The following is a 26,349-nucleotide window of genomic DNA, read 5'->3' on the forward strand; positions in this document are numbered from 1 at the left end:
GGATCAAAGCGCGATGACGCGCGCGGCGATGGGAATGTCGGATTGAAAGCGGGAGGGCACCTCGGTGGCCTCGTCCGCCGCGATCAGGGTGTTGATGGTGCGGTAGCCGTCGAGGCCGGGGCGGTAGACGCCGGGCTCGGAGGAAAAGACCATGCCGGTGGCGGTGCCCGTCTCGTCGCCCGGCGCGAGCCACGGGGCCTCGTGCCCCTCCAGCCCCATCCCATGACCGATGCGGTGGCGGATCGCGGCACCAAGGCCGGCATCGTGCAGGGCGCCCAGAGCGGCGCGGTTGATGGCGGCGCAGGGCAGGCGGGCATGAAGGGCCTCTTGGGCGGCGAGGTCGCAGGCCTGCATCGCCGCCATCACGCGGGTCTGGTCGGGCGAGGGCGCGCCCATCGTCCAGGTGGCGCCGCTTTCGGCGTGGTAGCCGCCCAGCGAGGCGCCGATGCCGGCGATCAGGGTGTCGCCGGGCTGCGGCACGCGCGGCAGAACCGCGCCATGGGGCAGGGCGGCGCGGGGCCCGGAATGGACCGAGGCGGTGATGCCCATGGGCGTGCCGGCGAAGGCGTCGCGGTGCTTGGCCGTCAGCGCGCCCTTGGCATGGGCCATGGCGTCGGCCATCAGATCCTGCTCGGTGCCGCCCTGGCGCACGATATCGGCGCCGGCCTCGTGCAGGCGGTGCAGGAACAGATCGGCGAAGGAGGCCGCCTCGCGGATCAGGGCCAGCTCTTCGGGGTGCTTTACCGTCCGCTCGAGCATGGCGTGATCGCGCAGGTCGAGCGCGGCGGTGGCTTCGCGCGCCGCATCGAGCAGCCGGGCCTCCAGCGCGTCGATGCCGAGCCGAAGCCGCCCGATCTCGCCCAGCATCCACAAGAACGGCGGCACCTCGCCGGGGAATTCCTCGTAAAGGCGCAGATCGGCGATGCCGGTGCCCTCGGCATTCTCGCGCTCCAGCCCCGGCATGAACAGGATCGGCGCGCCCGCGACCGGCAGCCAGACCGCCATCGGGCGCTCGTTGGCCGACAGGAACAGCCCCGTGGCATAGGCGATGTTGGAGGCGCGCGTCAGCAGCAGCCCGTCGAGCCCGGCCCGCTCTGCCCGCGCGCGCAGGCGCTCGCGGGCGGCGGCGTGAAAGGCCGGGGCCAGCGGGGCGAGGCTCACAGGATGTCGCCGCGATAGGCGCCCAGCGTGGTCAACTCGGCCTTGATGCCCAGCTCTGACTTGAGGCGCGCGAAATCTTCCAGCACCGCATCGGCCACCGGCACGCCGTTTTCCGATTTTGCCGCCTCGCGCCGGGCTTCCTGCTCGCCGGGCACCATGATCTCGTCAAAGCCGGGGCGCAGCGCGCGGCTCTTTGCCATGTCGACGAACTCGCCCATGCGGGCGGCGTAGTCCTCCGGCTCCATGAACCAGGAGATGTCGATGGCCGTGAACATGTGGCTGACGTCGAGCTTGCTCGGGTCGGCATAGGGCGTCAGGCCAAAGCCGCCGCCCGAGAGCACGCCCGTCAGCGCCTCGGTCATGAAGGCCAGCCCGTAGCCCTTGTGGCCGCCGATGGCGAGCAGGGGGCCTTTCAGCGCCGCCGCCGGGTCGTCGGTTTCCTCGCCGTCGGGGGTCAGGGCCCAATCGAGGGGCATCTTCTTCCCCTCTTTGACGTACCAGTTCATCATGCCCTTGCCCGCGGTGGTCAGGGCGATGTCGAGCACGGTGGGAAAGCCCTTGTCGGACGGGGCGGCGATCGACCACGGGTTGGTGCCGGTCACGCCCTCGCGCCCGCCCCAGGGGGCCATCTCCGGGCCGGCATTGGTGAAGGCGATGCCGATGCAGCCCTCTTCCAGCGCCTGACAGGCGTGCACGGCGGAGGAGCCGTAATGGGTGGAATTGCGCACCACGACCGTGCAGATGCCGTTTTCCTTGGCCTTCTTCACCGCCAGCCGCATCGCCTTGGCCGCGGCCACGGTGCCGATGCCGTTATGCGCGTCGACCAGCGCGAGGCTGGGCGCCTCTTTCAGCACGGTCCAGCCGGCGCGGGGGTCGACCTCGCCATTGCCGATCCGCTCCTGATAGCGGCGCAGGCGCATGACGCCCTGGCCCTGGCCGGGATGGAAGCGCAGCTCGGAGAAGATCAGCGCCCCGGCGAAGATCGCGGCATCTTCCGGCGTCAGTCCCAGCTTTTCGAAGCCCTCGGTGACGAAGGCGCGCAGGCTCTCCTTCTCGACATTCGTCATCGCGGTGGCGCGGGCGGGGGTATTCTCGGTGGTCATGGGCGCAGCTCCAGAAGGTCGGCGATGTTGGTGCCGGGCGCCTCGAAGCAGCCCAGCGCGCCGCCGGGGGCGGTCATCACGATGGTCATGCCGGGGCCGTAGCCGGCGCGGGGGCCGTCGGTCTGGCCGACGATCCCGATCGACATCGCGCCGCGCAGATAGCCGTGGTTGTAGCGGCTGTCGGTGTCGGCAATGGCGACGACGTCGCCGAGGCGCAGATTGTCCAGCCCATGCGCGGCCAGCTCCGCCCGGTCGGTCGATTGCATGTGCAGCGAGCCGCCTTCGGAGGTCAGCCCGGCGCCGGCGCCGACCATGTGGGGCGGCACGGTGGCGACGACACCGATCTTCAGCGCGCCGTCCTCCACGCGTTTCGGCAGGGCGTCGAAGAGGGCAGGCGAGAGGGACTTGATCGCGACGGCAGGGTGATCGGGCAGGGCGAGACCCACGCCCTCGGCCATCACGGTGACGCTGTCATCCACCGCCATCTTTTCGCGCGTGGGCAGGTCGAAATGCACGATCACCTGGTCGGAGAAGCGCCCCGATTTGCCGGTGACGGTGCCGGTGGCGCCCTTGGCGGCGCCGCTGGTCACCATGGCGCGGTTGCCGACGCAGGCAAAGACATTGAGACCGCGGTTCTTGTTGGCATCGGGATGGGCGATGCTCACCGAGGGATGCACGCAATCGCCCGACCAGCCGAAGGCGCTGTCGCCGATGCTGACGTTGTAGACGATGCCGCCGAAGGTCGGCCACAGGAAGGCCTTGCCGTCTGCGTCCAGCCGGTAGGGTTCTGCCGGCAGGCCGGAGAAGGCGGGGTTGGCGACGCGGCCCTGTGCAGAGACGGCGACGACGTCGGCGGCGTTGGTGGCGACATTGGGGGCGGCGCTCATTGGGCGGCTCCAAGTTTCATGAGATCAGAGATGTTGGCGGCGGGGTCGATGCTGAAATCGATGCTGCCCTCGCGCGCGGTGATAAGGGTCAGGATGCCGGGGCCATGGCCTGTCATGACGGAATCGCCGTGGATACACAGCGCGATCGAGACGGCGCCCTCCCGGTACGACCGGCCGAAGTGATGGTCGGCATGGCGGATGGCGATGAGATCGCCGAGGCGCATCTTGTCGATGCCCAGATCGGCCATCAGCGCGCGGTCGCCGCTCATCAGATCCTGATCGACATATTCGGCATTGAGCTCGGCGCCCGAGCCCATGATGCGGATCGGCAGCTCCATCGCCACGCGCACCTGCAGGCGGCCGTCCTGCACGTCGAGGCCCATGGCATGGAACAGGCGGGGAGACATCTTCTTCATCTCGATGCCCGGAAGATCATCAAAGGCCAGCCCGCGCCCCTGGGTCATGATCTGGATACGGTCGCCGGGGGCGATAAGGCGGTGCGTCTTGTCGTCGAACTGGCACAGGATGCGGGCATGCTCGCCGATCACCACACCGCGTGCGCCGGTCGCCATACCAGAGGTCACGACGCAATCGTTGCCGATGCAGGTGAGGTAATGCAGCGCGTGGTGGCGGCCGCTGTCGGCATCGTCGTCGATCGAAACGCCGGGTTCGACATGGTCGCCCGCCCAGCCGAAGGCGCGATCGCCGCAGCGCACGTTGTAGGTCACGCCGAACATGCCGGGCAGCACCGTCGCGCGCCCGTCGGGATGCGGGATATACTGGCCCGGCCGCACCGAAGGGGTCGTTACCGATCCGGCAACGGCCATGGTGACGAGGCTTGTCTCATTGGTCGCTGGCTCCGCCATGCTGGGGCGATCCTCCTGCCGGTTTCGCCCGGCTTTGCGGTTGACAACCTTCCGGGACATTGACACCAGTAGATTGTCGACATTCTGCGAGGAATGGGAACCATGCCCGATCCGGCCTGTCAAGCGCCGCTGGCGGCAGCCCCCCGCAGAGACGACAGGAAATGACGAAGGAGCCGCCCGATGAGCCTCGACCGGATGCTGACCCTCTCAGGTCAGGTGAACGACCTGCTGAACGCCAGCTCCGTGCTGTCCTGGGATGCACGCACGATGATGCCGCATGGCGGCAGCACGACGCGCGCCAAGCAGCTCGCCACGCTCACCGTCGCCGCCCGCGACCTGCTTTGCTCTGACGAGATGAAGCGCGCGCTGGACGGGGCCGAGGCCGAGGTGCAGGGCCGCGACGATGCCGACCCCGAGGCCCGCATGGTGGCGCAGGTGCGCGAGGCCATCGAGTATCACGAGCGCATCCCGGCCGAACTGCTGCGCCGCAAGACCGAGCTCAGCGGCATCGGCCACGACAGCTGGGCCGAGGCCCGCGAGAAGGCCGATTTCTCGATCTTCGCGCCGGCGCTGAAGGATATCGTCGCCGTCAGCCGCGAGATGGCCGAGGCCATTGGCTACGACGATCACCCCTATGACGCGCTCATGTACCGCTTCGAGCCCGGCACCATGACGAAAGAGCTGCTTCCGCTCTTCGCCCGCCTGCGCGAGGGCATGCAGCCGCTGGTCGACAAGATCGCGCAGGCCGAGCAGCCGCGCTCTGATTTCATCACCCGCGAATACCCGCCCGAACGCCAGATGGCCTTCGCGCTGAAAATGGCCGAACGCCTGGGCTACGACCTGAACCGGGGCCGCCTCGACACCACCGTGCATCCGTTCGAGATCAGCTTCACCCGCAACGACGTGCGCATCACCACGCGGGTGAACCCAAAGTACATGCCGATGTCGCTCTTCGGGGCACTGCATGAGACCGGCCATGCCATGTACGAGCAGGGGGCCGACCCGGCCTATGTGCGCACGCCGCTGGCAACGGATCTGGTCGGCCTCTATGCCGTCTCGGGCGTCAGCTTTGGCGCGCATGAAAGCCAGTCGCGGCTGTGGGAGAACCACGTCGGGCGCTCGCGCGCCTTCTGGCGCAACCATTTCGCCGAGCTGCAGGCGGCCTATCCCGGCACGCTCGACGATGTGGATGCCGAGGAATTCTACCGCGCCATCAACCGTTCGCATCCCTCGCTGATCCGCGTTGAATCGGATGAGCTGACCTATGATTTCCACATCATGCTGCGCGTCGACATCGAGCGGCGGCTGGTCGACGGCACGCTGGAGGTCGATGATCTGCCGGCGGCCTGGAACGCCGAGATGAAAAGCAGCCTCGGCGTCGACGTGCCCGACGACGCGCAGGGCGTGCTGCAGGATGTGCACTGGTCCTCCGGCCAGATCGGCACCTTCTGCAACTACACCATCGGCAATGTCATGGCCGCCCAGCTTTTCGAGACGGCGCTGCAGGAGCAGCCCGCCATCAAGGACGCGCTCGACGCCGCCGATTACGCGCCGCTCAAGGGCTGGCTCGACGACAAGGTCTGCCGGCATGGCCGCCGTTTCGGGCGCGACGAGCTGCTGGAGCGGGCCACGGGCCGGACGCTCGATCCAGAGCCCTATCTGCGCCACCTGACGGCGAAATTTTCCGAAATCTACGGCCTTTCGGCCTGAGCCCCGGGGGGAGGACGACATGAGCAATACCCACCGTCTCGCATCGCGCGTGAAGCTGTCGGAGGAGCATCTGATCACCCGGATGCTCAACATCGCCGACGGACTCGACGATGTGATCAAGCTCGGCCGGGGCGATCCCGACCTCGACACGCCGGAGCATATCGTCAAGGCCGGGCAGGAGGCGCTGGGCAGCGGCGCCACGCATTACACGCATCCCGCCGGCATCCAGCCCCTGCGCGAGGCGATCGCGGCGCAAATCAAGCAATATGGCGGCGCCGATTATGCCGCCGACGAGATCCTCGTCACCCCGGGCGGGCAGCACGGCATGTTCGTGATCGCGCTGACGCTTCTGAACCCCGGCGACGAGATCATCGTGCCATGCCCGGGCTACAACCCCTACGGTCAGGCGGCCGAATTGTCGGATGCCAAGGTGGTGCAGGTGCCGATGGGGATGGAGACGAACTTCACCCTGACGGCCGAGATGATCCGCCCGCATATCACCGAGCGCTCGAAGATCCTCGTGCTGATCAACCCCAACAACCCCACGGGCACCGTCACGCCGCCCGACGAGGTGGCGAAGATTGCCGAGCTGGCGGCAGAGCATGACCTCATCGTCATCTCCGACGAGATCTATTCGCGGCTCACCTTCGGCAACAACCGGGTGCAATCCGTCGCCGCCCTGCCGGGCATGCGCGAGCGGACCATCACGCTGTCGGGCTTCTCGAAAGCCTATGCGATGACCGGCTGGCGGATCGGCTATCTGGCCGGGCCGAAAGATCTCATCACCCCGATGACCGAGATCAACCACGCCTTCGCAATCTCCGTCGCCGGCGTCAGCCAGCACGCCGCCCTCGCCGCCGCCACCGGCCCGCAGGATTGCGTCGACGAGATGCGGGCCGAGTACGACGCCCGCCGCAAGGCCATGCTCAAGGGCCTCGGAGCCATGGGCATGAGCTATGCCGAGCCGCAGGGCGGCTTCTACGTCTATGCCGATGTGGCCTCGCTGGGCCTCGGCATCGGCGCGGGCGCCTTCTGTGAACGGCTTTTGGCCGAGGGCCGGGTGATGATGTACCCCGGCACGATCTACGGCGATCACACGGACGATTTCGTCCGCATGTCGATGACCCAGCCGGTCCCCCGCATCGAAGAGGCAATGGCGCGCATGACCGCCGTCGTCGACGCCATTCGCGCCGAAGCCAAAGCCGAAGCCCCGGCAGAGTAATTTCCCCTTAGCAGGAGACCCCCATGCGAAGTGACAACCCCAACGTTCAGGGCATCAAGCACATGGCCTTCGCCGTGAAAGATGCCGAGGCCGCTCTGGAGGCCTATTCCAAGTACCTCCATGTGCCGACCGACACCGAGATCACGCTCTTCCCCAAATCGGGCAACAAGGTCGCGCTCTTCTATCTTGGCGGCATCGAGTACCAGCTCTGCCAGTCGACCGAAGAGGGCGGGCGCTTCGACGCCTGGATCAAGGAGCGCGGCGCCGAGGGGCTGCACCACATCTGCTACGCGGTCGATGATATCGACGCCGCGCTGGCGCACGCGCAGGCGCAGGGCGCGAGCTTGCGCGAGTGCAAGGCCTGCAAGAAGACCGGCAGCCATGCCCATCCCGAAGGCTGGGTGGCCTTCCTCGACAACGATGCCGGCGGCATCGAGATCGAGTTCATGCAGGTCTACACGCCCGAGCAGCTCAAAGCCTGGGAAGAAGGCGGGGCGGAAGCGGTATGAGCACGGCAGCCAATGAGAGCCTGAGCGTCGGCACGGCCACGGCGGCCCCCGGCGAGGTCGCCCGCGGCCATATCGAGGTCGGCACGCTGGCCGGCGGCATCGAGGTGAAGATCCCCGTGATCGTCATCAACGGCGCCGGGCCGGGCAAGACCTTCTGGGTCAACGGCGCCATCCACGGCGACGAGCCCGAAGGCCCGCGCGCCTGCCATCTGGCGCAGGAGCGGATCGATGCCTCCGCCCTGCAGGGCGCCGTGGTGCTGGTGCCGGTGGTCAACCCGATGGCCTTCTCGGCGATGGAGCGCGGCAACCCGCTCGATACCTTCACCTACGACATGAACCGCTGCTACCCGGGCAAGCCCGATGGCTACTACACCGACCGCGTGGCCCATGCGCATTGGACGGCGATGAAGGACGTCGCCGATCTGGAAATCTCGATCCATTCGGGCGGCGCGCACAGCTTCCTCGACAAGGCGATCTTCTGCGACGAGCGCGCCGAAAGCGTCGAACTCGCCAAGGCCATGGGCAAGGGCTGGGGCTGCATCATGTCGAACTTCTCCAAGACCGGCAGCCCGATGGCGATGCTCAACCAGAACGGCGGCACCGCGATCACCGTCGAACTTGGCGGGCGCTCGGCGACCTCGCCCGAGAAATTCCGCTGGGTGGCTGACGAGCTTGCCAAGTCCATCGTCAACATCTGCCGTCACTACGGAATGCTGGAGGGCGAGGCCGTCTATCCCGACCCCTGCTGGAAGGGCGCGCAAGAGGCGCTGCTGGCCCCGGCCTCTGGCATCTTCCTGCCGGCAGAGGGCGTGCAGTTCCTGACCATGATGAAGAAGGGCGACCCCATCGCCCGCATCGTCGACGTCTGGGGCGACGAGGTCGGCGCGCTCGAAGCGCCCGCCGACGGCATGTTCTTCGGCCTGCGCGCGCTCGCCAATGTGCAAGAGGGCGATTGGTGCTGCTTCTTCAACAAGGTGGAGGGGCCCCGTGACTAGGCGGGACCAGCCCAAAGGAGCCGCATGATGGAACGCGACTTTCGCGGATACGGCGCCAAGCCGCCCGCCTATCGCTGGCCGGGCGGGGCCGGGCTGGCGGTGAACTTCGTCCTCAACGTTGAGGAGGGGTCGGAGTATGCGCATGAGCATGGCGACAGCCGCTCCGAGGGCGCTCTTTTGGAGGTTCGCGCGCCGCGCGTGCCGACCGGAGAGCGCGATCTCGCCGCCGAGTCGATGTACGAATACGGCCAGCGCGTCGGCTTCTGGCGCATCCACGATCTGTTCCGCGAGCGCGGCCTGCCGCTGACGATCTTCGCCGCCGCCCAGTCGCTGGAACGGGCCCCCGATATCGCTGCCGCCATTGCCGCTACCGATTGGGATATTTGCGCCCACGGTTACCGGTGGGTCGAGCACTACCTGCTCGACCGCAAGACCGAGGGGGAGCACATCGCCCGGGCATGGGACAGCATCAAGGCCAGCACGGGCCGCGCCCCTGCCGGCTGGTACTGCCGCTACGCGCCCTCGCTGCACACCCGCGAGCTGGTGGCGGCCCACGGCGGCTATCGCTACGACAGCGACGCCTATAACGACGAGCTGCCCTATTGGACCGACGTCGCCGGCAAGTCGCATCTGGTGCTGCCCTATTCGCTGGTGACCAACGACGCCAAGTTTCTGTCGGGCGACGTCTATCGCCCGGCCGATTTCGCCGACATGCTCATCGACACCTTCGACGTGCTGCGCGCCGAAAGTGCAGGCCGCGCAAGGATGATGAACGTCGGCCTGCATAGCCGCATCATCGGCCATCCGGGCCGGCTTTCGGGGCTGACGCGTTTTCTCGATCATATCGCGGGCGCCGATGACGTCTGGATTGCCGGCCGCGAGACCATCGCCAACGCCTGGGTCGAGATGTCTGGCGCGGCGAGCGGCACGGGGGCGGCTGCCACATGAGTCTGCCGGCTCTCCGCCTGTTGCCGCCAGACCCGGTGAGTTTTGCTCCCTTCGGCGAGTTCATCGACCCCCCGGCCGAGGGAGATCGCCGCCATTTCTACTCCGCCCATTTTGACCCGCCGCCCGGCCAGTCGGCGCCGGTGCTGCACACCAATCGGGTCATGCATTCGCAACTGCCGCTGACCTGCGATCTGATCGAGCGTCATCCGCATGCCGCGCAAGTGTTTCTGCCGCTCGATGTCGCGCGCTACGCGGTGCTCGTCATGCCGTCGGCAGAAAACGGCGCGCCGCTGCCGGAGCGGGCGCAGGCCTTTCTCGTGCCGGGCACGCGCGGCGTCGTCTACCGCCCCGGCACCTGGCACATGGGCGCGACCTCGTTCGACCAGGTCGGGCATTTCGCCGTGCTCATGTGGCGGGGTGGCCCGCGCGCCGATGACGAGTTTCGAACAATCCCGCCGCTCACCTTGATCGAAGGCCAGCCATGACCAAGCTCCCCGAGCTCTACGTTCCCGCCATCACGCCCTTCGCCGAGGATCTGTCTGTCGATACCGGCCGGCTGGTCGATCACGCGCTGGCGCTGCTTGAGGCCGGCGCCCATGGCCTGGCCCCCTTCGGCACCACCAGCGAGGCCAATTCACTGAGCGTGGCCGAGCGGATCGCGGGGCTCGAAGCATTGATTGCCGGCGGCATAGACCCCTCCCGCATCATCCCCGGCACCGGCTGCGCCGCGCTGCCCGACACGATCACGCTGACCCGCCATGCAAGAGAAGCGGGTTGCCGGGGGGCGCTGATGTTGCCGCCGTTCTACTACAAGGGCGTGCCGGAGGCGGGGGTGGCCGACGTCTTTTCGCGCGCCATCGAGGGCGCGGGGGCCGAGGGCCTCAGCGTCTATCTCTACCACATCCCGCAGATGTCGGGCGTGCCCATCACGGCGGGCCTGATCGAGGTGCTGACCGGGCGCTTCGGCAGCGTCATCGCCGGCCTGAAGGACAGCTCTGGCGATTGGGAAAATACCCGCGCCCTGATTGAGGCCTTCCCGGCGCTCGACATCTATTCCGCCTCTGAATCGCTGATCCCGCAGAATGTCGCGACGGGCGGGGCCGGCTGCATCAGCGCCTCAGCCAATGTGAACCCCGCCGGCATCCGCGCGCTTATCGACGCGCTGGGCAAGGACGGCGAGGCAGCGGCGCTGGCGCAGGTCTCAACGGTGCGCTCGATTTTCGAAGGGCTGCCGCTCATTCCCTCGATCAAAGCTGCGGTTGCCGTTCAGCGGGGCGACGCAGGATTTGCGCGCGTGCGCCCGCCTTTCGTGGCCGCCGATCCGGGTGGAGAGGGCGTGCTCAAGGCTGTCGCCGCCGCCCAGATGGGCCCGCCGGCCTGATGCGCCATGTCGCGATCACCGGAGCGGGCGGCTTTGTCTGCGCGGCGCTGTCGCGGGCCTTCGCGGCGCGTGGCTGGCAGGTCAGTGCGCTTGACCGCGCCTTCGATGGGGCCGAGCCGGGGATCGAGCAGGTGACTTGCGATCTGCTGGAGCAAGAGGGCGCCATCGCCTCGCTGCGCCCGGACGCCGTCGTGCACGGCGCCGCCCTGACCGGCGCGCCCGAGACGATGGGGATTACAGCAGCGGCGCATCTGGCGGCAAACATGAGCTTGACGATCCGGGCGCTGGAAGAGGCGCGGGCAGGGGGGGCGCGCGCATTCCTCTTCCTCAGCTCGACCGGCGTGTTCGCTCGGGCCGACGGGGTGGGCCAGAGCCGCCTGACCGAGGATGTCGCGCCGACCGGGCAGGGGCCCTATGCCGCCGCCAAGCGCGCCGGCGAAGAGATCACGTTTGCTGCGGCAGAGACGGGGTTCGCCACGCTCTCGGTGCGGCTCGGCAATATCTTCGGCCCCCGCGAGAGAACGCGCGCCTCACGCCCGCATCGCAGCCTGCCGCACCGCATGGCGGCTGAGGCCGCGGCGGGCGTGCCGATCAGCGGTATCGAGGGCGCGCTGCGCGACTGGGCCTGGCTGCCGGACCTGTCGGACGGGCTGGTGCGCACGGTCGAGCATTTGCCGCAGATGTCCGCCGGCACGATCCACGCCGGCACCCCGCCCGCTATGGCCGATGCCGATATGGCGGCGCTGGTGGCGCCGGGCGCGGAGCGTGACTTCGCGCCCGGCCCGCTTCGCCCGCCCATGGGCTCGCTGCGCGCCAGTCCGCTTAGTGATATCGCCTGGACGCCGGTGGCCGAGGGGCTTAGGCGCCTCAGCCTGGCCGGGGTGGTGGCGTGATGCTGCGGGTCGTCGTCATTGGCCTTGGGGCCCGGGCGCGCACCTGGCTGCGGGTGCTGGGCGCGCATCCGGGCGTCGTCGTGACCGGTCTCGCCGATCCTTCGCCCGAGGCGCGGGATGCGGCGCGCGCAGCTTTCCCCCAGGCGGCTCTGGCGGAGGATGCCGCCGGGCTTGCCCGCATCGCAGAGGCCGATGCGGCGCTTCTCGTCACCCCGCCCGGTGGGCGGGCGGCGCAGATCGACGCCTGTCTTGGCGCCGGTTGGGACATCCTTGCCGAGAAGCCGCTGGCCGACAGCGTGGCAGAGGCGGCGCGTTTCGTGGCTCTCGCCGAGGCGGCGGGGCGCATGCTGCTGGTGGGGCTGAACTTTCGCTACCTGCCCGTGACCGTCGCCTACCGCGCCGCGCTGGATGAGCGCCGGGTCGGGGCCCCCGAGTTCGGCCGGTTTCTCTATGAGCGCTGGCGCAACGGGCGGCTGCCGCATCTCAACCGCTATCCGCTTACCATGGATCACCCGATGCTGTGGGAGCAATCGGTGCATCACTTCGACCTGATGCGCCATGTCTACCGCGCCGAGCCCGCGCGCATCGATGCGCGCACCTGGAACCCGTCGTGGTCGATGTACCGCGGCGATGCCAATGTCTCTGCCCTGATCGAGTTCGAGGGTGGGCTGCATCTGACCTACCAGGGTACCTGGGCCGGCGGCGTCGACCGGCTCGATTTCGACTGGCGCACCGATTGCACCGAAGGCGTGCTGGTTCAGCGCGAGATGATGGGCGGCCTTTGCGCCGCGCGCCGCGACGAGGGCAGCTACACGCCCGTCGCCACCGCTCATCACGAGCCGTGGATCACTGACGCCGCCGCGCTGCTGGATATGGCGGTGCGCGCCTTCACCGGCACCGGCCCGGCGGAGTGCACGGGCCGCGACCATCTCAACTCGCTCCTCATGCTCGAGGCCTGCATCCGGTCTTCGCACCGCGGCGGGCCAGTCGAGATGGCGGAGCTACACGACGACCTGAATCTGGAGGAGACGGCATGATCCGTACGGCCATCATCGGGGCGAGCTTCGCCCGCAACGCCTACCTGCCGGGGCTGGCCCATATCGACGGGGCCGAGGCGGTGGCGCTTGCCTCGCACCGGCTGGAAAGCGCAAAAGCCGCGGCAGAGCCGCATGGGATTCCCCTCGTCACCGACGACTGGCGCGCGATGCTTCAAGAGGCGCAGCCCGATCTGGTGCTGATCGCCACGCCCACCGACACCCATGCCGAGATGGTGCAGGCCGCCCTGGATGTGGGCGCCCACGTGCTTTGCGAAAAGCCCACGGCGATGTCTGCCGATGAAGCGCGCGCGATGCTGAGCGCGGCGAAGGCGGCCGGCAAGCTGCACATGCTCGACCATGAGCTGCGCTTTAACCCCAACCGCGCCCTCGTGCAGGAGATGATCGCCAACGGCGACCTCGGCGAGATCCGGCACGTCAATGTCACCAATATCGGCGCGTCGTGGAACGACCCCGCCGGCCGGCCCAAGGGCGATTGGTGGTCGGATGCCGCGCGTGGTGGTGGCCGGCTCGGCGCCAACGGCTCGCATCAGGTCGATATGCTGCGCTGGTGGCTGGGAGAGCCGGCCAGCGTCGTCGGCCAGGCGCTGACGCTGGTGCCGGACCGGACAGACCCGAAAACCGGCGAGAGCTGGACAGCGACGGCCGACGATCTGTCGCATCTGACGCTGCAAATGCCCTCCGGCGCCGTGGCGCAGGTGTTCATGTCGGGCGTGGCGGCGGCGAACATGGGCAACGAGACGCAGATCTTCGGCTCGAAAGGCACGATCACGCTGTCGAATTCCGACGAGCGGCTCTGGTTCGCCCGCGGCACCGCGGGCTTCGAAGAGATCACCGTGCCCGACCCGACGGCCGACCTGCCGGGCCTCAATAAGGGCATCTGGAACGTCTCGGTGACCTCGGCTCTGCGCGAGCTCTGCGCCGCCATTGCCGAAGGGCGCGAGCTGCAGCGCGGCGCCACCTTCGTCGACGGCCTGCGCAACCAGATGGTGCTCGACGCGGTTCACCTCTCCACCGCCGAGCGGCGCTGGATCGACCTCGATCTGGCGGCGGCCTCGTGATGGGGCTGGAGGGGCAGCGCGTCGTCGTCACCGGTGCGGCGCAGGGGCTGGGGGCTGCGGTCGCGCGGGCCTTTGCCGCTGCCGGCGCCTCTGTGCTCGCTTGCGACCGCGATGCCGACGGGCTGGAGCAGCTGGGGCTTGAGAGCTTCACCTGCGACCTTGCCAGCCCGGACGGGCAGGCCGAGGCCGCCGAGCGGGTCGCCGCCTTCGCCCCCACCACGCTGGTGCATAATGCCGCCATCCTGCGGCCTAGGCCCTTCGTGGAGACCGGGCGGGAGCTCTGGGAAGCGACCATGGGCGTCGGCATCGGCGCCGGCTACCGGCTGGCGCATGCCGCCTGGCCGGGCATGGCGGCAGCGGGCGGCGGGGCGCTGATCTTCGTCTCCTCCCGCTCCGGCATCGAAGGCTTCGCTGATGAGAGCGCCTATTGCGCCACCAAGCACGCGCTGGAGGGGCTGTCGAAATGCCTGGCGATGGAAGGGGAAGCATCGGGCATCCTCTCCTGCACCATCACCCCCGGCATGTATATGAAAACGCCCATGTCCGAGGCGAACTACCCGCCAGAGCTCAAAGCGAAATGGGTCGAGCCCGACCGGCTCGCCCCCGCCTTCCTCCATATCGCCAAAACCCGCGACCCGGCCCTGTCGGGCCAGCGCCTCGATGCGTGGTCGCTATCGCAGGAGATCGCGTCATGACCGAGACACCCGTCATCACCCCCGAGATGCAGGCCATCTACGATTACATCGACGCGCATGCCGACGAGTTCATCGCCGATCTGCAAAGCTTCGTGCAGCAACCCTCTGTTTCGGCTCAGGATATCGGCCTGCGCGAGTGCGCCACCCTGATCCGCGACATGATGCACCGCGATGGTCTGCCGGCGGAGTTCCAGGAGCTGAAAGAGGGCCCGCCCGTCGTATTCGGGCGCGTGCCGTCCTCGACGTCGAAGAAGCGCCTGCTTTGCTACTCGCATTACGACGTGCAGCCGGTGGAGCCGGTCGAAGCCTGGACGCACGGCGGCCCCTATTCGGCAGAGATCGTCGACGGTGTGCTCTACGGGCGCGGCGCGACCGACAACAAATCCGGCGTGCTGGCCTTCAACAAGGCGGCCAAGGCCTTTCTCGCCGTGCGCGGCGATGTGCCCGTTGAGTTGAAGCTGCTGATCGAGGGCGAGGAAGAGATCGGTTCGCCCAATCTCGGCCCCTGGGCGGAGCAGAACAAGGAGCTGCTGGAAGCCGACGGCATGCATTGCCTCGATGGCAGTGTCGAGATCGGCGTCGATGTGCCCGACGTCTCGCTCGGGCTGAAATCGGTGCTGTTCTGCGAGCTGGTGGCCAAAGGCCCCCGCACCGATGTGCATTCGCTGAACGCGCCGCTCGTGCCGAACCCGGTGTGGGATCTGATCCATTGCATGGCGACGATCAAAGACCGTGAGGGCAACATCCTCATCCCCGACTGGGCGGAGGGCATCTATGTGCCCGACGAAGACCATGAGGGCTTTCTCGCCGACAAGGCCTCGCGCATCGATTTCGACGCCTGGCGCGACGAGCTCGGGGTCAAGGAGTTCGCCAAGGGCCGCGACGGGATCGACGCGGTGAGGGCGCGGACCTACGAGCCGACGGCGAATATCCAGGGCATCACCGGCGGCTATACCGGCAAGGGCACCAAGACCATCGTACCGGCAGAGGCGCGGGTGCGGATGGACTTTCGCCTGATCCCCAATATCCAGCCCGACGTGGCCGCGCGCAAGCTGCGAGAGCACGTCAAGGCGCAGGGCTTCGACAATATCGAGGTGCGCACCTTCGAGCGGGCGGAGGAACCCTACAAGATCTCCGCCAAGGAAGACATTTCCGAAGCCATCATCGCTGCCGCGCATGAGGTTTATGGCGAGCCGCCCATCGTCAACGGTGTCTCCGCCGAGGGCGCGATCCTGCGCCACGTCTGGATCCCCTGCGTGCTGACGGGCTTTGCGAATACGGGGTGCAATCTGCACGCCCCCGATGAGAACATTCACATCGATAAGTATATCCAGGGCATCAAATACGCCGCTGCAATCATGGAGCATTTCGGGCGCAGCTAAGCGCCGGCAAGCAAATAGGGGCGGGATCGCTGCCCTGTCTCGGCCTCGGCTCTTCAGGAGCCGGGGCCGCTCGGCTTTGTGCCTCTGGAACTGAATGTTTGGCGTCAGCCTATGCTGATCTATCTGGCGGCTCCGCGAGGTCCGGAGACCATCGCTTCTGCGGCGGTGCAAAGGCTGGGGAGGTGCTTTCGGACCCGTCGAGGCTCCGAAGACCATGGGAGTTTCATTGGCGCCGTCTTCATGACCGTCTGTCCGTCGATCCTTCCACGCGCAATCCGTTCTACGAGCAAACGCGATTCTACCATCTACCGCCTGAACGAAGTCGTCGGCGTCTACGGCCCGACGATCAAGGCGCTGATTCATGAAAAGTTCGGCGACGGCATCATGTCGGCGATCGACTTCGACATGTCCGTGTCCCGGGTCGAGAACCCCAAGGGCGACCGGGTCAATCGACCGTGATGCCCGCGGACGGCATCAGCTCGCTTTCGCGATCTCCGATCAGGAATGGCCAGCGGTAGGTCTTGCCCGTGCTCTGATAGCGCAGGCCGACAGTATCATGACCTTCAGTTCGTCGGGATGGGCCGGTATACCGCGTTCTGCTAGGTACCCGGGCGAGGCAAAGCAGGATCTGGTAGGGCGGCAGCCGGCGCGACAGCAGCCGCGAATCCTCCAGGTCGCCCATCCGCAAGGGTAGATCGATCCCGTGCTCGGCCAGAGCAACAATGCGGTCGCTAAGCTGAAGAAGGTTTGATCGATGACGACCATCTACCACAACGCCGCCTGCGGCTCGTCGCGGAACGTGCTCGCCATGATCCGGCAGTCGGGGGGCGAGCCGGAGGTGATCCTCGATCTCCAGACGCCCCCGATCCGCGACCGGCTCATCGTGACAATCGCCGAGATGGCCGCTCGGCAAGCGACTTGCGGCGCTGCAAGGGCACGCCCTACGAAGAACTGCGACTCGACGATCCCTCGCTCACGGAAGCCGTACTCGTCGATACGAAGATGGCGCACCCGATCCTGGTCAATCGCCCCATCGTCATCGCCGATAAGGGCACGAAGCTCTGCCGTCCGTCGGAAATCGAGCTCGAGATCCTCGAGAACCCCGACATCGGGCCCTTCACCAAGGAAGACGGAGAGGTGGTGATCCCGTGACAGACCTGCCGAACATCGATTTCGAACACCTGCATCGCATTGACCCCGCAGACTACGTGGGCGCGAAGGATGATGGTCACGCCCCGCGCATCCTGATCCTGCACGGCTCCCTTCGCGCGCGGTCCTTTTCACGGCTCGTCGCAGAGGAGGCGGGGCGCCTCCTGACGCATTGGGGCGCGGAGGTCCGCCATTTCGATCCCGCCGGCCTGCCGTTGCCCGACGGCGCAGAGGCGGGTCACCCGAAGGTCGCAGAGCTTCGCGAGCTCGCGACATGGTCCGAAGGCATGGTCTGGTCCTCGCCCGAGCGGCACGGCGCGATGTCGGCGGTGATGAAAGCGCAGATCGACTGGATACCGCTGTCCCTCGGTGGCGTGCGCCCGACGCAAGGAAAGACGCTTGCCGTCTGCCAGGTCTGCGGCGGGTCGCAGAGCTTCAACGCGGTCAACCAGATGCGCATCCTCGGTCGCTGGATGCGCATGGTCACGATCCCGAACCAGTCCTCGGTACCGAAGGCCTGGGACGAATTCGACGAGGCGGGACGCATGCGCCCCTCGCCGCTCTACCTGCGGATCGTCGACGTGATGGAGGAGCTGATGAAGTTCACCTACATGGTGCGCGGACGCTCTGCCGCCCTAACGGACCGCTATTCCGAGCGCGTCGAGAGCGCAGCCGAGCTTTCGAACCGGGTCAATAAGTCCAGACTTTGATCTGGTACCTCGGAACAGCCTTTCGAAGAAGAATGAATGGCATGAGTGGGCTCGGAGTGGACATGCGGCGGCGAAGCAAGATGAACACTTGGCTGGCCGCAGGGACTGTCGCTCACGCCCTTAAGCCGACCTTCAGAGACGGCCCAGCTTGCTGCCACGCAGCTCGCCCAAGCTGTCGTTCGCCGCGCTTGCACGCTTGGGCGGAGGCGGGAGTTCGGTCAAGCGGACGAAACCCACCATAGCGACATCCTCAGGACAGGTCGCTCTGGAGGCAGGGTTCCAGCGCCAGCACCGCCTTGTGCTGTTCCAGCACGAACATGGTGGTGAACTGGATGACGTTCGCGTTGTCGGAGAAGACACGTTCGCTCAGCGCCTGGAACTCCTCCATATCGGCAAGGTTCAGCATGATCACCGCGTCGGTCTCGCCTGACACCGAGTAGACGTGCGAGACGGCGGTTTCGCGGTCGAGGTCGGCCAGCCACTCCCTGCGCGCTGACTTGCCATGATCGGCGAGCTTCACCGTGATGATCGCCTTCAGGGCGCGCCCCATCTTCTTGGGGTCCGTCAGGATGACGGTTCGGGTGATGACGCCCTCAGCCTTCAACCGACGGACACGCCGCAGGCAGCTGGACGGTGCGAGCCCCACGCGATCGGCGAGATCGTTGTTGGGAATCGCGGCGTCCTGCTGAAGCAGTGCGACAATCTTCCGGTCGATCCGATCCATCGGATTTGCTCCTGGATTGCGTAGCCTTGCAATTAGATTGCAAATCTCACCAATCTTCAATCACCCATTTCATCCGCAATGAGTCAGGGTCGCTCCAACCGAAGCACCGAGGACGACCCCATGCCAAGACACCAAGACATCCGGATCGACTTCCGTAGTGATACCGTCACGCGGCCCACCCCCGGCATGCGCCAGGCAATGGCTACGGCCGAGGTCGGCGACGATTACTATCGTGACGATCGCACGGTGCGCGCTCTGGAAGAACACGCGGCGGCGCTTTTCGGGAAGACCGGCGCGCTCTTCACGCCGTCGGGCACGCAATCGAACCTGATCGCGGTGATGAGCCATTGCGGCCGGGGGGACGCCTAGATCGTCGGCGACCGGTCGCACAGCTATGGACAGGAACTTGGCGGCGCCGCCGTCGTGGCCTCCGTCCAGCCGCAGGTTCTGCGCAACCAGGTCGGCGGAACGCTGCTCCTGTCCGACATCGAAGACGCGCTCTCTAGGCCCTCGATCCTCTCAGCCCCGGTGCGGATGATCGCCCTCGAGAACACGTTCAACGGGCAGGTCTTGTCTCTCGACTACATCGCGGAGGTCTCGGCCCTCGCTCAGCGCCATGGGCTGGCCCTGCATCTCGACGGAGCGCGGGTGTTCAACGCGGCCGTCGCCCTCGGCGTCGAGGTGGCCGAGATCGCGCGGCATGTTCACAGCGTGAGTTTCTGCCTGTCGAAAGGGCTCGGGGCGCCGGTCGGCTCGCTGCTCGTCGGGCCGGCGGATCTGATCGAGACGGGGCGCCGCCATCGCCAGATGCTCGGCGGCGGCATGCGCCAGGCCGGTGTTCTGGCTGCCGCGGGGCTTTACGCGCTGGAGCATCACGTCTCGCGCCTGTCCGATGATCACGACAAGGCGGCCCGGCTTGTCGCAGCGCTGGCAGAGATCGAGGGCCTCCGGCCCCATCCCGCACAGACGAACATGGTCTTCTGCGATGTCGATCCGGCCATCGAGACCAGCTTCCGCGCGTTCCTGGCCGACCACGGCATTGCCGTCTCGGGGACAGGATCCCGGCAGAGGTGGGTCACGCATCTCGATATCGATGACGCCAAATTCCAGACCACGCTCGATCATCTCTCCGCCTTCGCGCGGCAGCCGGTTGCGGCCTGAAGACCACCCCCAAACACATGGAGATCACGATGGACAACATCACGCTTTGGAACGGCAAGAGCGCCCCGAGGATCGGTATCGGCACATGGGTCATGGGGGGAATGCAATATTCCGGCGGCAAGCCGATTGGCTGGGGCGACGTGGATGACGATACATCCGTCCGCACGCTTCAGACGGCGTTCGACATGGGCGTGCGCATCATCGACACCTCCGTCAGCTACGGGGCGGGTCACGCCGAGGAGGTGATCGCCCGCTCGATCCGGGAAAGCGGCATCGACCGCGACGACTTCGTCATCTGCACGAAGGCCGGCACGAATTGCGACCCGGCAAGCGGCGACATCATCGGCCCCACCGACGACAAGGACGACATCACCGCGGCGATCGACGCCTCCCTCCGCCGCTTCGGCACCGATCACCTCGATCTGGTGAAGTTCCACGTCAACCGGCACCCGGCAGAGCGCAGCCACGGCGTGTTCGAGGCGCTCTCGGAGGCCCGGGAGGCCGGCAAGATCGGTGCCTTCGGGTAGAGCAACGACGATCTCGGCGGCGCGATGGCTTTCGCGGATCTGCCGGGGTTTGAAGCCGTCCAGCATGACCTCAATCTCTTTTCGCCCGCCGACGATCTACTGCGCGCCATCGAGGCCCGGGACCTCTGGTCGTTCAATCGTCAGCCGCTGGCGATGGGGCTGCTGTCCGGCAAGTACCGAGGGCAGAGCCCGAAGGTGGGCGCGAACGACATGCGCAGCAGCGGCCTGACCTGGATGCGCTATTACGACGAGACCGGCGCTCCGACGAAAGCGCTCGTCGAAGCGGTCGAGGCCGTCCGGGCCCTGCTGACCACGGACGGCCGCACCGTCGCCCAAGGCGCGCTGGCCTGGTGCCTGGAGCAATCGAGCCGGGCGATCCCCCTCCCGGGCTGCCGGACACCCGAGCAGGCGAGGGACAACTTCGGGGTGATCGACAGGGGCCCGCTCGCGAGGGAAACGGTCGCCGAGATCGACGCGATCATCGGCGATCTGCTGCGGCACGTCCGGTAGCTATGTGGAGGTTCGAGAAAGCGCCTGCCGACATTCTCGGTACTGCTTCAGATCAGTGGATCTGGGCTCAAATCCGACGTGCCCCAATGCGGCGGCAAGAGTGCCATGGGTAGGCCTGGAAAGCATTATATGGCTGAAATAAAACGGTTTTTTGGAAGATCTGCCTGCGCAAGGGCAGCGCTATGGCGGAGAGACAGAGAGACACCCCGTTGATCACGCTCCGGTAATTGTCGCATTAAACCAACAGTAGGTCTGTTTTCCGCAGAGACAGCTGGATGCAGCGATTACCTGTGGATTGAGCCGGCAGCCGGCGACGCCAGGTCCAGACGGCGCCGCGTCGGAACAGGTGAGTCTGGATCGTCATCGTTCGCCTCCATCGAGAGGCGGTCCGGACCGGTTTCGAACTCCCGGTGTGCGACACCCTTGTGCGACACACCTGTGTGACACGACTGGAGCTGCGGATGCAGTTCCTGCGTCAGATCAAAGACTTGAGAGGGAAATTGGCTCCGGCGGTAGGGACCGGAGCCAAATTCCTCCGCGATACAAGCCATTGAACTTAAAAGAAGTTCGAACGGATCGCGGACCGCTGTGTTACAGTCCTAGCGCACACCGTCGCACAAGACAGTTTCGGGAACAATGGGTGAACTGCAGCACGTCTCCCCAGCCGCCAGTCTCCGATGCGCCGGCGTTCGCAAACGGTGGCTCGGGAGGCTTCTCGGCGTCGATCCTTTGCGGGCTGGGCTCGAGGTCGAAGACATCGACTCGATCACCTTCGGGCTGTTCGAAAGCGGCCAGATCGACCGGATGCCGAGACGATGTGGATGATCGAGACCACTCATCGCGCCGGGCCGGAAACGGCTCGACTTGCCGCTGGATGGCTTGCCGCCATGCGCTATAGCGGCTCGCGGGAATAGGCAGGCTGGAGCGGTGCGACCGATGTCGGTCTGGGAGCCGGACGTTGACGAAACTCTACGGCGCGATCACACCGAGCAATAGGCATCGGCAAGAGAAGGCTCTGCGAGCGTAGGCGCTGATTGACGGCCGACGTCGGTCACCGCGCCGATCGCCCAACCACGGTCCGAGGTTCCGCCATGGAGGCCGAATCTGGGAAGAACAGGACAGGCTTGGGGACGTGGAGGTTGGCGGGTAGGAGTGGAACGTGGATAGTCTCGACTCGACCAAAACACGCCTCAGTGGCCCGTCGCTCCGCGGGTTCATCGCGATCGCCGACCGGTGGGCGATGTCAGAAGCGCAGCGAACTTCATGCCTCGGCGCGCCTGGCGTAGAGAGCTACCGGTCCTGGGTCGCAGCTGCGGTGGCCAGTGAGGATATCACCCTTCCCCAGGACGTCCTCCTGAACATTTCCGCGCTACTTGGGATCTGGGCCGCTCTTCAGACGGTCTTCTCGTCAGAGGCCGAAGGGGAGAACTGGCTGCGGGAAGGGCTGGTCAGTGGTGGCCGTGAGGGGCAGGGGCCTCTGAACCTCATCGTCGGAGGTGAATTTGAAGACCTGATGCTGGTCCGGCGGCATCTGGACGCATGGTGTGCAGGCAACTTTGGCGGAGCGTCCGGAACATCTGGATCCTACGAGCCGGTCAGCGAGCAGATGATCGACCTTCGCTGAAGGTCGGGCCGGGTCCCAGCGGCCGGTCTCCACGGCAGTGTGTCTTCCTATAAGAGACGGAGTTTCTGTAGGGAGTCGTTGCAAAGTGCAGATATAAGAAGCGCCCCCGCGCAACCGATCGTGGCGCTACGGGCGGGGAGCAGCCGTTCGCCGCGGTCGCCACCGAGGTCAAGGAAGGGCGGGAAGCAGTCGTTCGCTGCTCTCTACACCAAGGTCGCGGTAGGGCGGGTAGCAGCCGTTCGCTCCGTCAGCGGTCGAGGATTCCACGGCGGAGACCAAACCTTAGCGCTTTGGCAAAACAACAATCTGGAGAGTGGTGGATGGCTAGTCGTAGCGGCCCTTCGGGGCCGATCATGTCGCAAAGATGTGGACGGTCGCAGTGGTCGCTACTACCTATCCGAAAGCAGCAAGCCAAAATCGACAATTCGCAAAGTCATGCCCCATGGGCCAAGTGACCGGGAGACGTGTCGGGTTCTCCAGCATTTGCCATGAAAGGCACCAAGACACATGTTCATCCGCTTCGGCTTCGAAATCGCGCTGGAGAGCCCGGCCCCGCTACCGCTCATTCTGGCGCTATCGCCGCATTCCTCCTTCGGCGGCCGGGTGATAGGTCACGATCATATCCGCTCCGAGCCATCGGTGCCGATCGAGGAATTCCTCGATCCGTTCGAAAACCGCCGCGCCCGGCTGTTGGCGCCACCAGGCCCATTGCGCATCTGGTCGGACAACCTCGTCGAGGATGACGGTGCGCCGGACGAATACAACTGGAACGCTTACCAGCACGAGGTCGGCGAGCTGCCGCCCGAGACACTGCCCTTCCTCACCGCCAGCCGCTATTGCGATTCCGATGTGCTCACGGCCCGCGCGTGGGAGCTGTTCGGCGCGGTGGCGCCGGGCTGGGCGCGGGTGCAGGAAATCTGCAACTTCGTGCATAACCACCTGACCTTCGGCTACAAGTTCGGACGGCCCACCAAGACCGCCTCGGAGGCGATGCGCGAGGGCACGGGCGTTTGCCGCGATTTCGCGCATTTGGCCATCGCGCTCTGCCGGGCCATGAACATCCCCGCCCGCTATGCCAGCGGCTACCTTGGCGATATCGGTGTCCCGCCCTCGGGGCCAGGAGACTTCTGCGCGTGGTTCGAGGCCTATCTGGATGGGCGCTGGTACACGTTCGACGCGCGCTATAATACGCCGCGCATCGGGCGGGTTCTCATGGTGCGCGGCAGGGATGCCGCCGACGGGGCGATGCTCACCTCCTTCGGCGCCTACCAGATGACGCTGTTCCGAGTCTGGTGCGACGAGGTGGATGCATCGGCTGACGACAGCGCACGGCAAGCCCTTTTGTCCCGCCTACCCAGCGCCCCCGCACTGACGCTCGCGATGGCGGGGACCTCGTAGCACCGGCCCTCTTGCTGCAGTGCAGCATCGTGCCTATCTGACCTATTCCAGCTTCGGCGTTCTAGACAGAAACTGCCGGGGAGGGCGACCTGATCGCTCTCAGTTCCTGACCGTTCGCCTCGCCCGCAGCGGCGAGCCTTGGGGTCTTTTGCCGGAAAGGCAGACCAAATGAACGATGTCTTCAAAGTCTCCATGCAGCGCTCGCTCGACTTGACCCTTGCAGGCAACCCGGCCAAGGCAACGCGCGTCATCCAAGCCGCCTTGAACGGCGCCGGCGCATCCGCCCCGGCGGGCGCGGCAGCAAGGCCGTTGGCTACTGCGAGGGGCACCAAGCGGCCACGAGGAAGGGCGCGGGCGGCGGAGCCGGTCGAAGACGCGGTGATCGTTGAGGACGCGCCGCCCGCCAAGGCGGTCCCCCGAGCAGACCCAAGAGGGCAGGATGGCCTTGAGAAGCATGGCCATCACTCGGCCCATGGCGCGCGGGACTACTGGCTGCACGTTCCCGCCGATCACTCCGCCATCCGCGGGGTCATCATGATGCTGCATGGATGCACGCAGACCGCACTCGATTTCGCCCGCGGCACGCAGATGGTGGCCGCGGCAGAGGCGGCCGGCTTCGCCACGATCTGGCCGGAGCAGACGCGCTCTCATAATTCCTCGTCCTGTTGGAACTGGTTCCGGGTGAGCGACCAGGCCGCTGCCGGTGGCGAGCCAGCCCTCCTTGCAGACCTCGCCCGGTCTGTCGCCGAGGGCCTCTCTGTGCCCGACGGCAATGTCTTCGTGAGCGGTCTTTCAGCGGGCGGAGCGATGGCCGCCATCTTGGCTGATACCCATCCCCGGCTCTTCGGTGCTGTCGGCATCCATTCCGGCCTTGCCCCCTGTTCCGCACGGGACGTGATGTCGGCCCTTTCCGCCATGCGCGGCACCCCAGCGCCCGGTGCCCGGGCGGTTACCGTGCCCTGCATCGTGTTCCAGGGGCTGGCGGATACGACCGTCGCCCCCGGCAACACCCATCAGATCACCGGCCCGCTGACGGGCAGCACCACCCGCACCACCGCCTCTGGCGGGCGCTCAACCCGGGTGACCTCGGGCACGAACAGCGCGGGTCGTCCGGTGGAGCTTTGGGAGGTGGCCGGAGCAGGCCATGCTTGGGCCGGTGGCTCGCAAACAGGCTCCTTCACCGACCCCTCGGGCCCGGATGCCTCGGCCGAGATGGTCCGCTTCTTTTCAGCGCAGTGCTGACGCACTTCGGCCTGGCCCACATTCGGTCGCAAACCTCTGGGGCAAGGGGCCGGATCGAAATATATATATCCCCAGTCCTTTCAGCGACTTGCTGATGCCGCGCCAATTTATTCTGCGGTTCGTGATGCTTTCTGCATAGACAGACCTACATGAATTGTTGAGCGGAGATGATTCCGTTCTCGTTTTATCGCCGACTGAGCAGAAGCCTGCCCCGGCGAACCACCGCTAGCCCGTCTTGTGCGCCGGCGCAGTTTTCTAGCCATCCGTTCCACGATGACGCCTCTCCGGCGTCGCTTCCTGGTCGCCTTGCGCACGCTCTGAACCGTGCGTCCTCCCCTGGCAGCCAAGCCCGACAGGACATTTTCCCGATTGCGAGCTCTTCAAGATCAGACCGCCCCACCGCAGACAGGACGAGATTGGGTCCGTGTGCTCTCGGCCTATCGTGACCCCTCGCCGAGGCGCAGCGCGCTCGAGCTCGCGCTAACGGTCGGTCCCTTCGTCGCTCTGCTCGCCCTTTCCAGCTGGGCGCTCTCGATAAGCCATCTGCTTGCGGCAGGGATTGCTGCCGTCAACGGCGCTTTCCTCGTCCGCCTGTTCCTCATCCAGCACGATTGCAGCCATGGAGCGCTCTTCCGCTCGCGGTCCGTGAACGAGTGGGTCGGGCGTATCCTCGGTGTCGTGACGCTGACGCCCTTTGATGTCTGGCGCCGGTCGCACTCGCTGCACCACGCCTCCGTCGGCAATCTCGATGAGCGCGGCCTAGGCGACATTCCCACGCTGACCGTGGGCGAATACCGTCAACTCTCGTCGCTGCGAAGGGCGATTTATCGCCTCTATCGTCACCCGCTATTCCTGTTCGGCATCGTCCCCGCGTTCGTCTTCGTGGTGCGCAATCGTGTGCCGGCCGGACAGATGCGGGCGGGCCGGCGCTACTGGGTCAGCGCCATGCTGACGAATATCGCCATTGCCGTGATGCTTGGCATCGGTATCTGGCTCGGCGGGGCTGCGGCGCTTTATGCGATCGGCCCCACGATTCTCGTCGGTGCCACCATCGGCATGTGGCTCTTTTACGTGCAACACCAGTTCGAGAAGACGGTCTGGGACCATGAGCCCGAGTGGGATCTTCACGATGCCGCCCTGCATGGCAGCTCACATCTTGTGCTGCCGGCTCCGCTGGCCTGGTTCACCGCCAACATCGGGGCACATCACGTGCACCACCTGCACGCGCGCGTGCCGTTCTACCGGCTCGCGGAAGTCCTGCGCGACCATCCGGGGCTCGACATGGCACAGCGACTGACCCTCTGGCAGAGTTTCCGCTGCGCCCGCCTTCACCTGTGGGACGAAGAGCGCCGGCAACTGATGACCTTCCACCAAGCGCGCGCGGTCCCGCAGATCGCACCGCCCCGCATGGCCGCCTGATTTTCCCCTCCCTCAAA

The 26,349-nt window shown here is 66.5% G+C and carries 25 protein-coding genes and 2 pseudogenes; 21 read left to right on the forward strand and 6 right to left on the reverse strand.

The features are described from left to right. Positions 1 to 3: 3 nt before the first annotated feature. Genes ACXN5S_RS10285 through ACXN5S_RS10300 form a run of 4 tightly spaced genes read right to left on the reverse strand, consistent with a single transcriptional unit; the run spans position 4 to position 4,017 of the window. Positions 4 to 1,161, reverse strand: coding sequence for a M24 family metallopeptidase (locus ACXN5S_RS10285; protein ID WP_458605340.1), 1,158 nt, complete (start codon positions 1,159 to 1,161; stop codon positions 4 to 6). After that, positions 1,158 to 2,264, reverse strand: coding sequence for an Ldh family oxidoreductase (locus tag ACXN5S_RS10290; protein ID WP_458605341.1), 1,107 nt, complete (start codon positions 2,262 to 2,264; stop codon positions 1,158 to 1,160). The genes ACXN5S_RS10285 and ACXN5S_RS10290 overlap by 4 nt, the downstream gene beginning before the upstream one ends. Then, on the reverse strand, positions 2,261 to 3,151 hold the full coding sequence (locus ACXN5S_RS10295) for a DUF4438 domain-containing protein (protein ID WP_458605342.1): 891 nt from the start codon (positions 3,149 to 3,151) through the stop codon (positions 2,261 to 2,263). The genes ACXN5S_RS10290 and ACXN5S_RS10295 overlap by 4 nt, the downstream gene beginning before the upstream one ends. Beyond that, a complete protein-coding gene (locus ACXN5S_RS10300) occupies positions 3,148 to 4,017 on the reverse strand; it encodes a DUF4438 domain-containing protein (protein ID WP_458605343.1) in 870 nt (289 codons plus the stop codon). Before ACXN5S_RS10300 ends, ACXN5S_RS10295 begins: the two co-directional genes overlap by 4 nt. Before the next feature lie 180 nt (positions 4,018 to 4,197). Between ACXN5S_RS10300 and ACXN5S_RS10305 the strand changes: the two genes are divergently transcribed. The 13 genes from ACXN5S_RS10305 (at position 4,198) to ACXN5S_RS10365 (ending at position 16,327) form a co-directional block, all read left to right on the forward strand. Further along, positions 4,198 to 5,727 carry a carboxypeptidase M32 gene (locus ACXN5S_RS10305; RefSeq protein WP_458605344.1) on the forward strand — a complete coding sequence of 510 codons (1,530 nt, stop codon included), beginning with the start codon at positions 4,198 to 4,200 and terminating at the stop codon, positions 5,725 to 5,727. Between the two features lie 19 nt (positions 5,728 to 5,746). After that, positions 5,747 to 6,949, forward strand: coding sequence for a pyridoxal phosphate-dependent aminotransferase (locus ACXN5S_RS10310; RefSeq protein ID WP_458605345.1), 1,203 nt, complete (start codon positions 5,747 to 5,749; stop codon positions 6,947 to 6,949). 23 nt (positions 6,950 to 6,972) lie between these two features. Next, positions 6,973 to 7,458 carry a VOC family protein gene (locus tag ACXN5S_RS10315; RefSeq protein WP_458605346.1) on the forward strand — a complete coding sequence of 162 codons (486 nt, stop codon included), beginning with the start codon at positions 6,973 to 6,975 and terminating at the stop codon, positions 7,456 to 7,458. Then, complete coding sequence (locus tag ACXN5S_RS10320; protein WP_458605347.1) at positions 7,455 to 8,453, forward strand: succinylglutamate desuccinylase/aspartoacylase family protein; 999 nt, start codon at positions 7,455 to 7,457, stop codon at positions 8,451 to 8,453. Before ACXN5S_RS10315 ends, ACXN5S_RS10320 begins: the two co-directional genes overlap by 4 nt. A 27-nt stretch (positions 8,454 to 8,480) precedes the next feature. Beyond that, complete coding sequence (locus ACXN5S_RS10325) at positions 8,481 to 9,401, forward strand: polysaccharide deacetylase family protein (RefSeq protein WP_458605348.1); 921 nt, start codon at positions 8,481 to 8,483, stop codon at positions 9,399 to 9,401. Then, a complete protein-coding gene (locus ACXN5S_RS10330) occupies positions 9,398 to 9,886 on the forward strand; it encodes an ureidoglycolate lyase (RefSeq protein ID WP_458605349.1) in 489 nt (162 codons plus the stop codon). Before ACXN5S_RS10325 ends, ACXN5S_RS10330 begins: the two co-directional genes overlap by 4 nt. Continuing rightward, positions 9,883 to 10,782: a dihydrodipicolinate synthase family protein gene (locus tag ACXN5S_RS10335; RefSeq protein ID WP_458605350.1), complete on the forward strand. Its 900-nt coding sequence runs from the start codon at positions 9,883 to 9,885 to the stop codon at positions 10,780 to 10,782. Before ACXN5S_RS10330 ends, ACXN5S_RS10335 begins: the two co-directional genes overlap by 4 nt. Further along, on the forward strand, positions 10,782 to 11,675 hold the full coding sequence (locus ACXN5S_RS10340; RefSeq protein ID WP_458605351.1) for an NAD-dependent epimerase/dehydratase family protein: 894 nt from the start codon (positions 10,782 to 10,784) through the stop codon (positions 11,673 to 11,675). The genes ACXN5S_RS10335 and ACXN5S_RS10340 overlap by 1 nt, the downstream gene beginning before the upstream one ends. Beyond that, positions 11,675 to 12,712, forward strand: coding sequence for a Gfo/Idh/MocA family protein (locus tag ACXN5S_RS10345; protein WP_458605352.1), 1,038 nt, complete (start codon positions 11,675 to 11,677; stop codon positions 12,710 to 12,712). The genes ACXN5S_RS10340 and ACXN5S_RS10345 overlap by 1 nt, the downstream gene beginning before the upstream one ends. Continuing rightward, on the forward strand, positions 12,709 to 13,791 hold the full coding sequence (locus ACXN5S_RS10350) for a Gfo/Idh/MocA family protein (RefSeq protein WP_458605353.1): 1,083 nt from the start codon (positions 12,709 to 12,711) through the stop codon (positions 13,789 to 13,791). The genes ACXN5S_RS10345 and ACXN5S_RS10350 overlap by 4 nt, the downstream gene beginning before the upstream one ends. Beyond that, the gene (locus ACXN5S_RS10355; protein ID WP_458605354.1) at positions 13,791 to 14,486 is read left to right on the forward strand and encodes an SDR family NAD(P)-dependent oxidoreductase; all 696 of its coding nucleotides are present in this window, start codon (positions 13,791 to 13,793) and stop codon (positions 14,484 to 14,486) included. Before ACXN5S_RS10350 ends, ACXN5S_RS10355 begins: the two co-directional genes overlap by 1 nt. After that, on the forward strand, positions 14,483 to 15,868 hold the full coding sequence (locus ACXN5S_RS10360; protein ID WP_458605355.1) for a M20/M25/M40 family metallo-hydrolase: 1,386 nt from the start codon (positions 14,483 to 14,485) through the stop codon (positions 15,866 to 15,868). The genes ACXN5S_RS10355 and ACXN5S_RS10360 overlap by 4 nt, the downstream gene beginning before the upstream one ends. Positions 15,869 to 15,979: 111 nt before the next feature. Continuing rightward, positions 15,980 to 16,327 (forward strand): cyanase, encoded by a 348-nt coding sequence (locus ACXN5S_RS10365; protein ID WP_458605356.1) that lies wholly within the window; start codon positions 15,980 to 15,982, stop codon positions 16,325 to 16,327. On the opposite strand, the gene ACXN5S_RS10370 is transcribed toward ACXN5S_RS10365, so the two are convergent. Further along, positions 16,314 to 16,781: a type 2 periplasmic-binding domain-containing protein gene (locus tag ACXN5S_RS10370; protein WP_458605357.1), complete on the reverse strand. Its 468-nt coding sequence runs from the start codon at positions 16,779 to 16,781 to the stop codon at positions 16,314 to 16,316. The two genes, ACXN5S_RS10365 and ACXN5S_RS10370, sit on opposite strands and share 14 nt — an antisense overlap. Before the next feature lie 5 nt (positions 16,782 to 16,786). Here ACXN5S_RS10370 and ACXN5S_RS10375 point away from each other — a divergent pair, with 5 nt between their 5' ends. Both ACXN5S_RS10375 and arsH read left to right on the forward strand, forming a co-directional pair. Continuing rightward, positions 16,787 to 17,020 carry an ArsC/Spx/MgsR family protein gene (locus ACXN5S_RS10375; RefSeq protein ID WP_458605358.1) on the forward strand — a complete coding sequence of 78 codons (234 nt, stop codon included), beginning with the start codon at positions 16,787 to 16,789 and terminating at the stop codon, positions 17,018 to 17,020. Continuing rightward, positions 17,017 to 17,727, forward strand: a complete 711-nt coding sequence (gene arsH / locus ACXN5S_RS10380; RefSeq protein ID WP_458605359.1) for an arsenical resistance protein ArsH — start codon at positions 17,017 to 17,019, stop codon at positions 17,725 to 17,727. The genes ACXN5S_RS10375 and arsH overlap by 4 nt, the downstream gene beginning before the upstream one ends. Before the next feature lie 250 nt (positions 17,728 to 17,977). Here arsH and ACXN5S_RS10385 read toward each other — a convergent pair whose 3' ends face one another. Beyond that, a complete protein-coding gene (locus tag ACXN5S_RS10385) occupies positions 17,978 to 18,451 on the reverse strand; it encodes an Lrp/AsnC family transcriptional regulator (RefSeq protein ID WP_458605360.1) in 474 nt (157 codons plus the stop codon). Positions 18,452 to 18,571: 120 nt separating this feature from the next. Here ACXN5S_RS10385 and ltaE point away from each other — a divergent pair. The 6 genes and pseudogenes from ltaE (at position 18,572) to ACXN5S_RS10415 (ending at position 26,332) form a co-directional block, all read left to right on the forward strand. After that, a pseudogene (gene ltaE / locus ACXN5S_RS10390) lies at positions 18,572 to 19,612 on the forward strand (low-specificity L-threonine aldolase). Positions 19,613 to 19,641: 29 nt separating this feature from the next. Further along, a pseudogene (locus ACXN5S_RS10395) lies at positions 19,642 to 20,649 on the forward strand (aldo/keto reductase). Between the two features lie 1,159 nt (positions 20,650 to 21,808). Beyond that, the gene (locus tag ACXN5S_RS10400) at positions 21,809 to 22,273 is read left to right on the forward strand and encodes a hypothetical protein (RefSeq protein ID WP_458605361.1); all 465 of its coding nucleotides are present in this window, start codon (positions 21,809 to 21,811) and stop codon (positions 22,271 to 22,273) included. A gap of 507 nt (positions 22,274 to 22,780) precedes the next feature. Continuing rightward, positions 22,781 to 23,671, forward strand: a complete 891-nt coding sequence (locus ACXN5S_RS10405) for a transglutaminase-like domain-containing protein (protein WP_458605362.1) — start codon at positions 22,781 to 22,783, stop codon at positions 23,669 to 23,671. Positions 23,672 to 23,839: 168 nt separating this feature from the next. After that, complete coding sequence (locus tag ACXN5S_RS10410) at positions 23,840 to 24,913, forward strand: extracellular catalytic domain type 1 short-chain-length polyhydroxyalkanoate depolymerase (RefSeq protein ID WP_458605363.1); 1,074 nt, start codon at positions 23,840 to 23,842, stop codon at positions 24,911 to 24,913. Positions 24,914 to 25,339: 426 nt separating this feature from the next. After that, positions 25,340 to 26,332 (forward strand): fatty acid desaturase, encoded by a 993-nt coding sequence (locus ACXN5S_RS10415; protein ID WP_458605364.1) that lies wholly within the window; start codon positions 25,340 to 25,342, stop codon positions 26,330 to 26,332. The last annotated feature ends 17 nt before the right edge of the window (positions 26,333 to 26,349 follow it).

This window comes from Pseudoroseicyclus sp. H15, assembly GCF_054353345.1.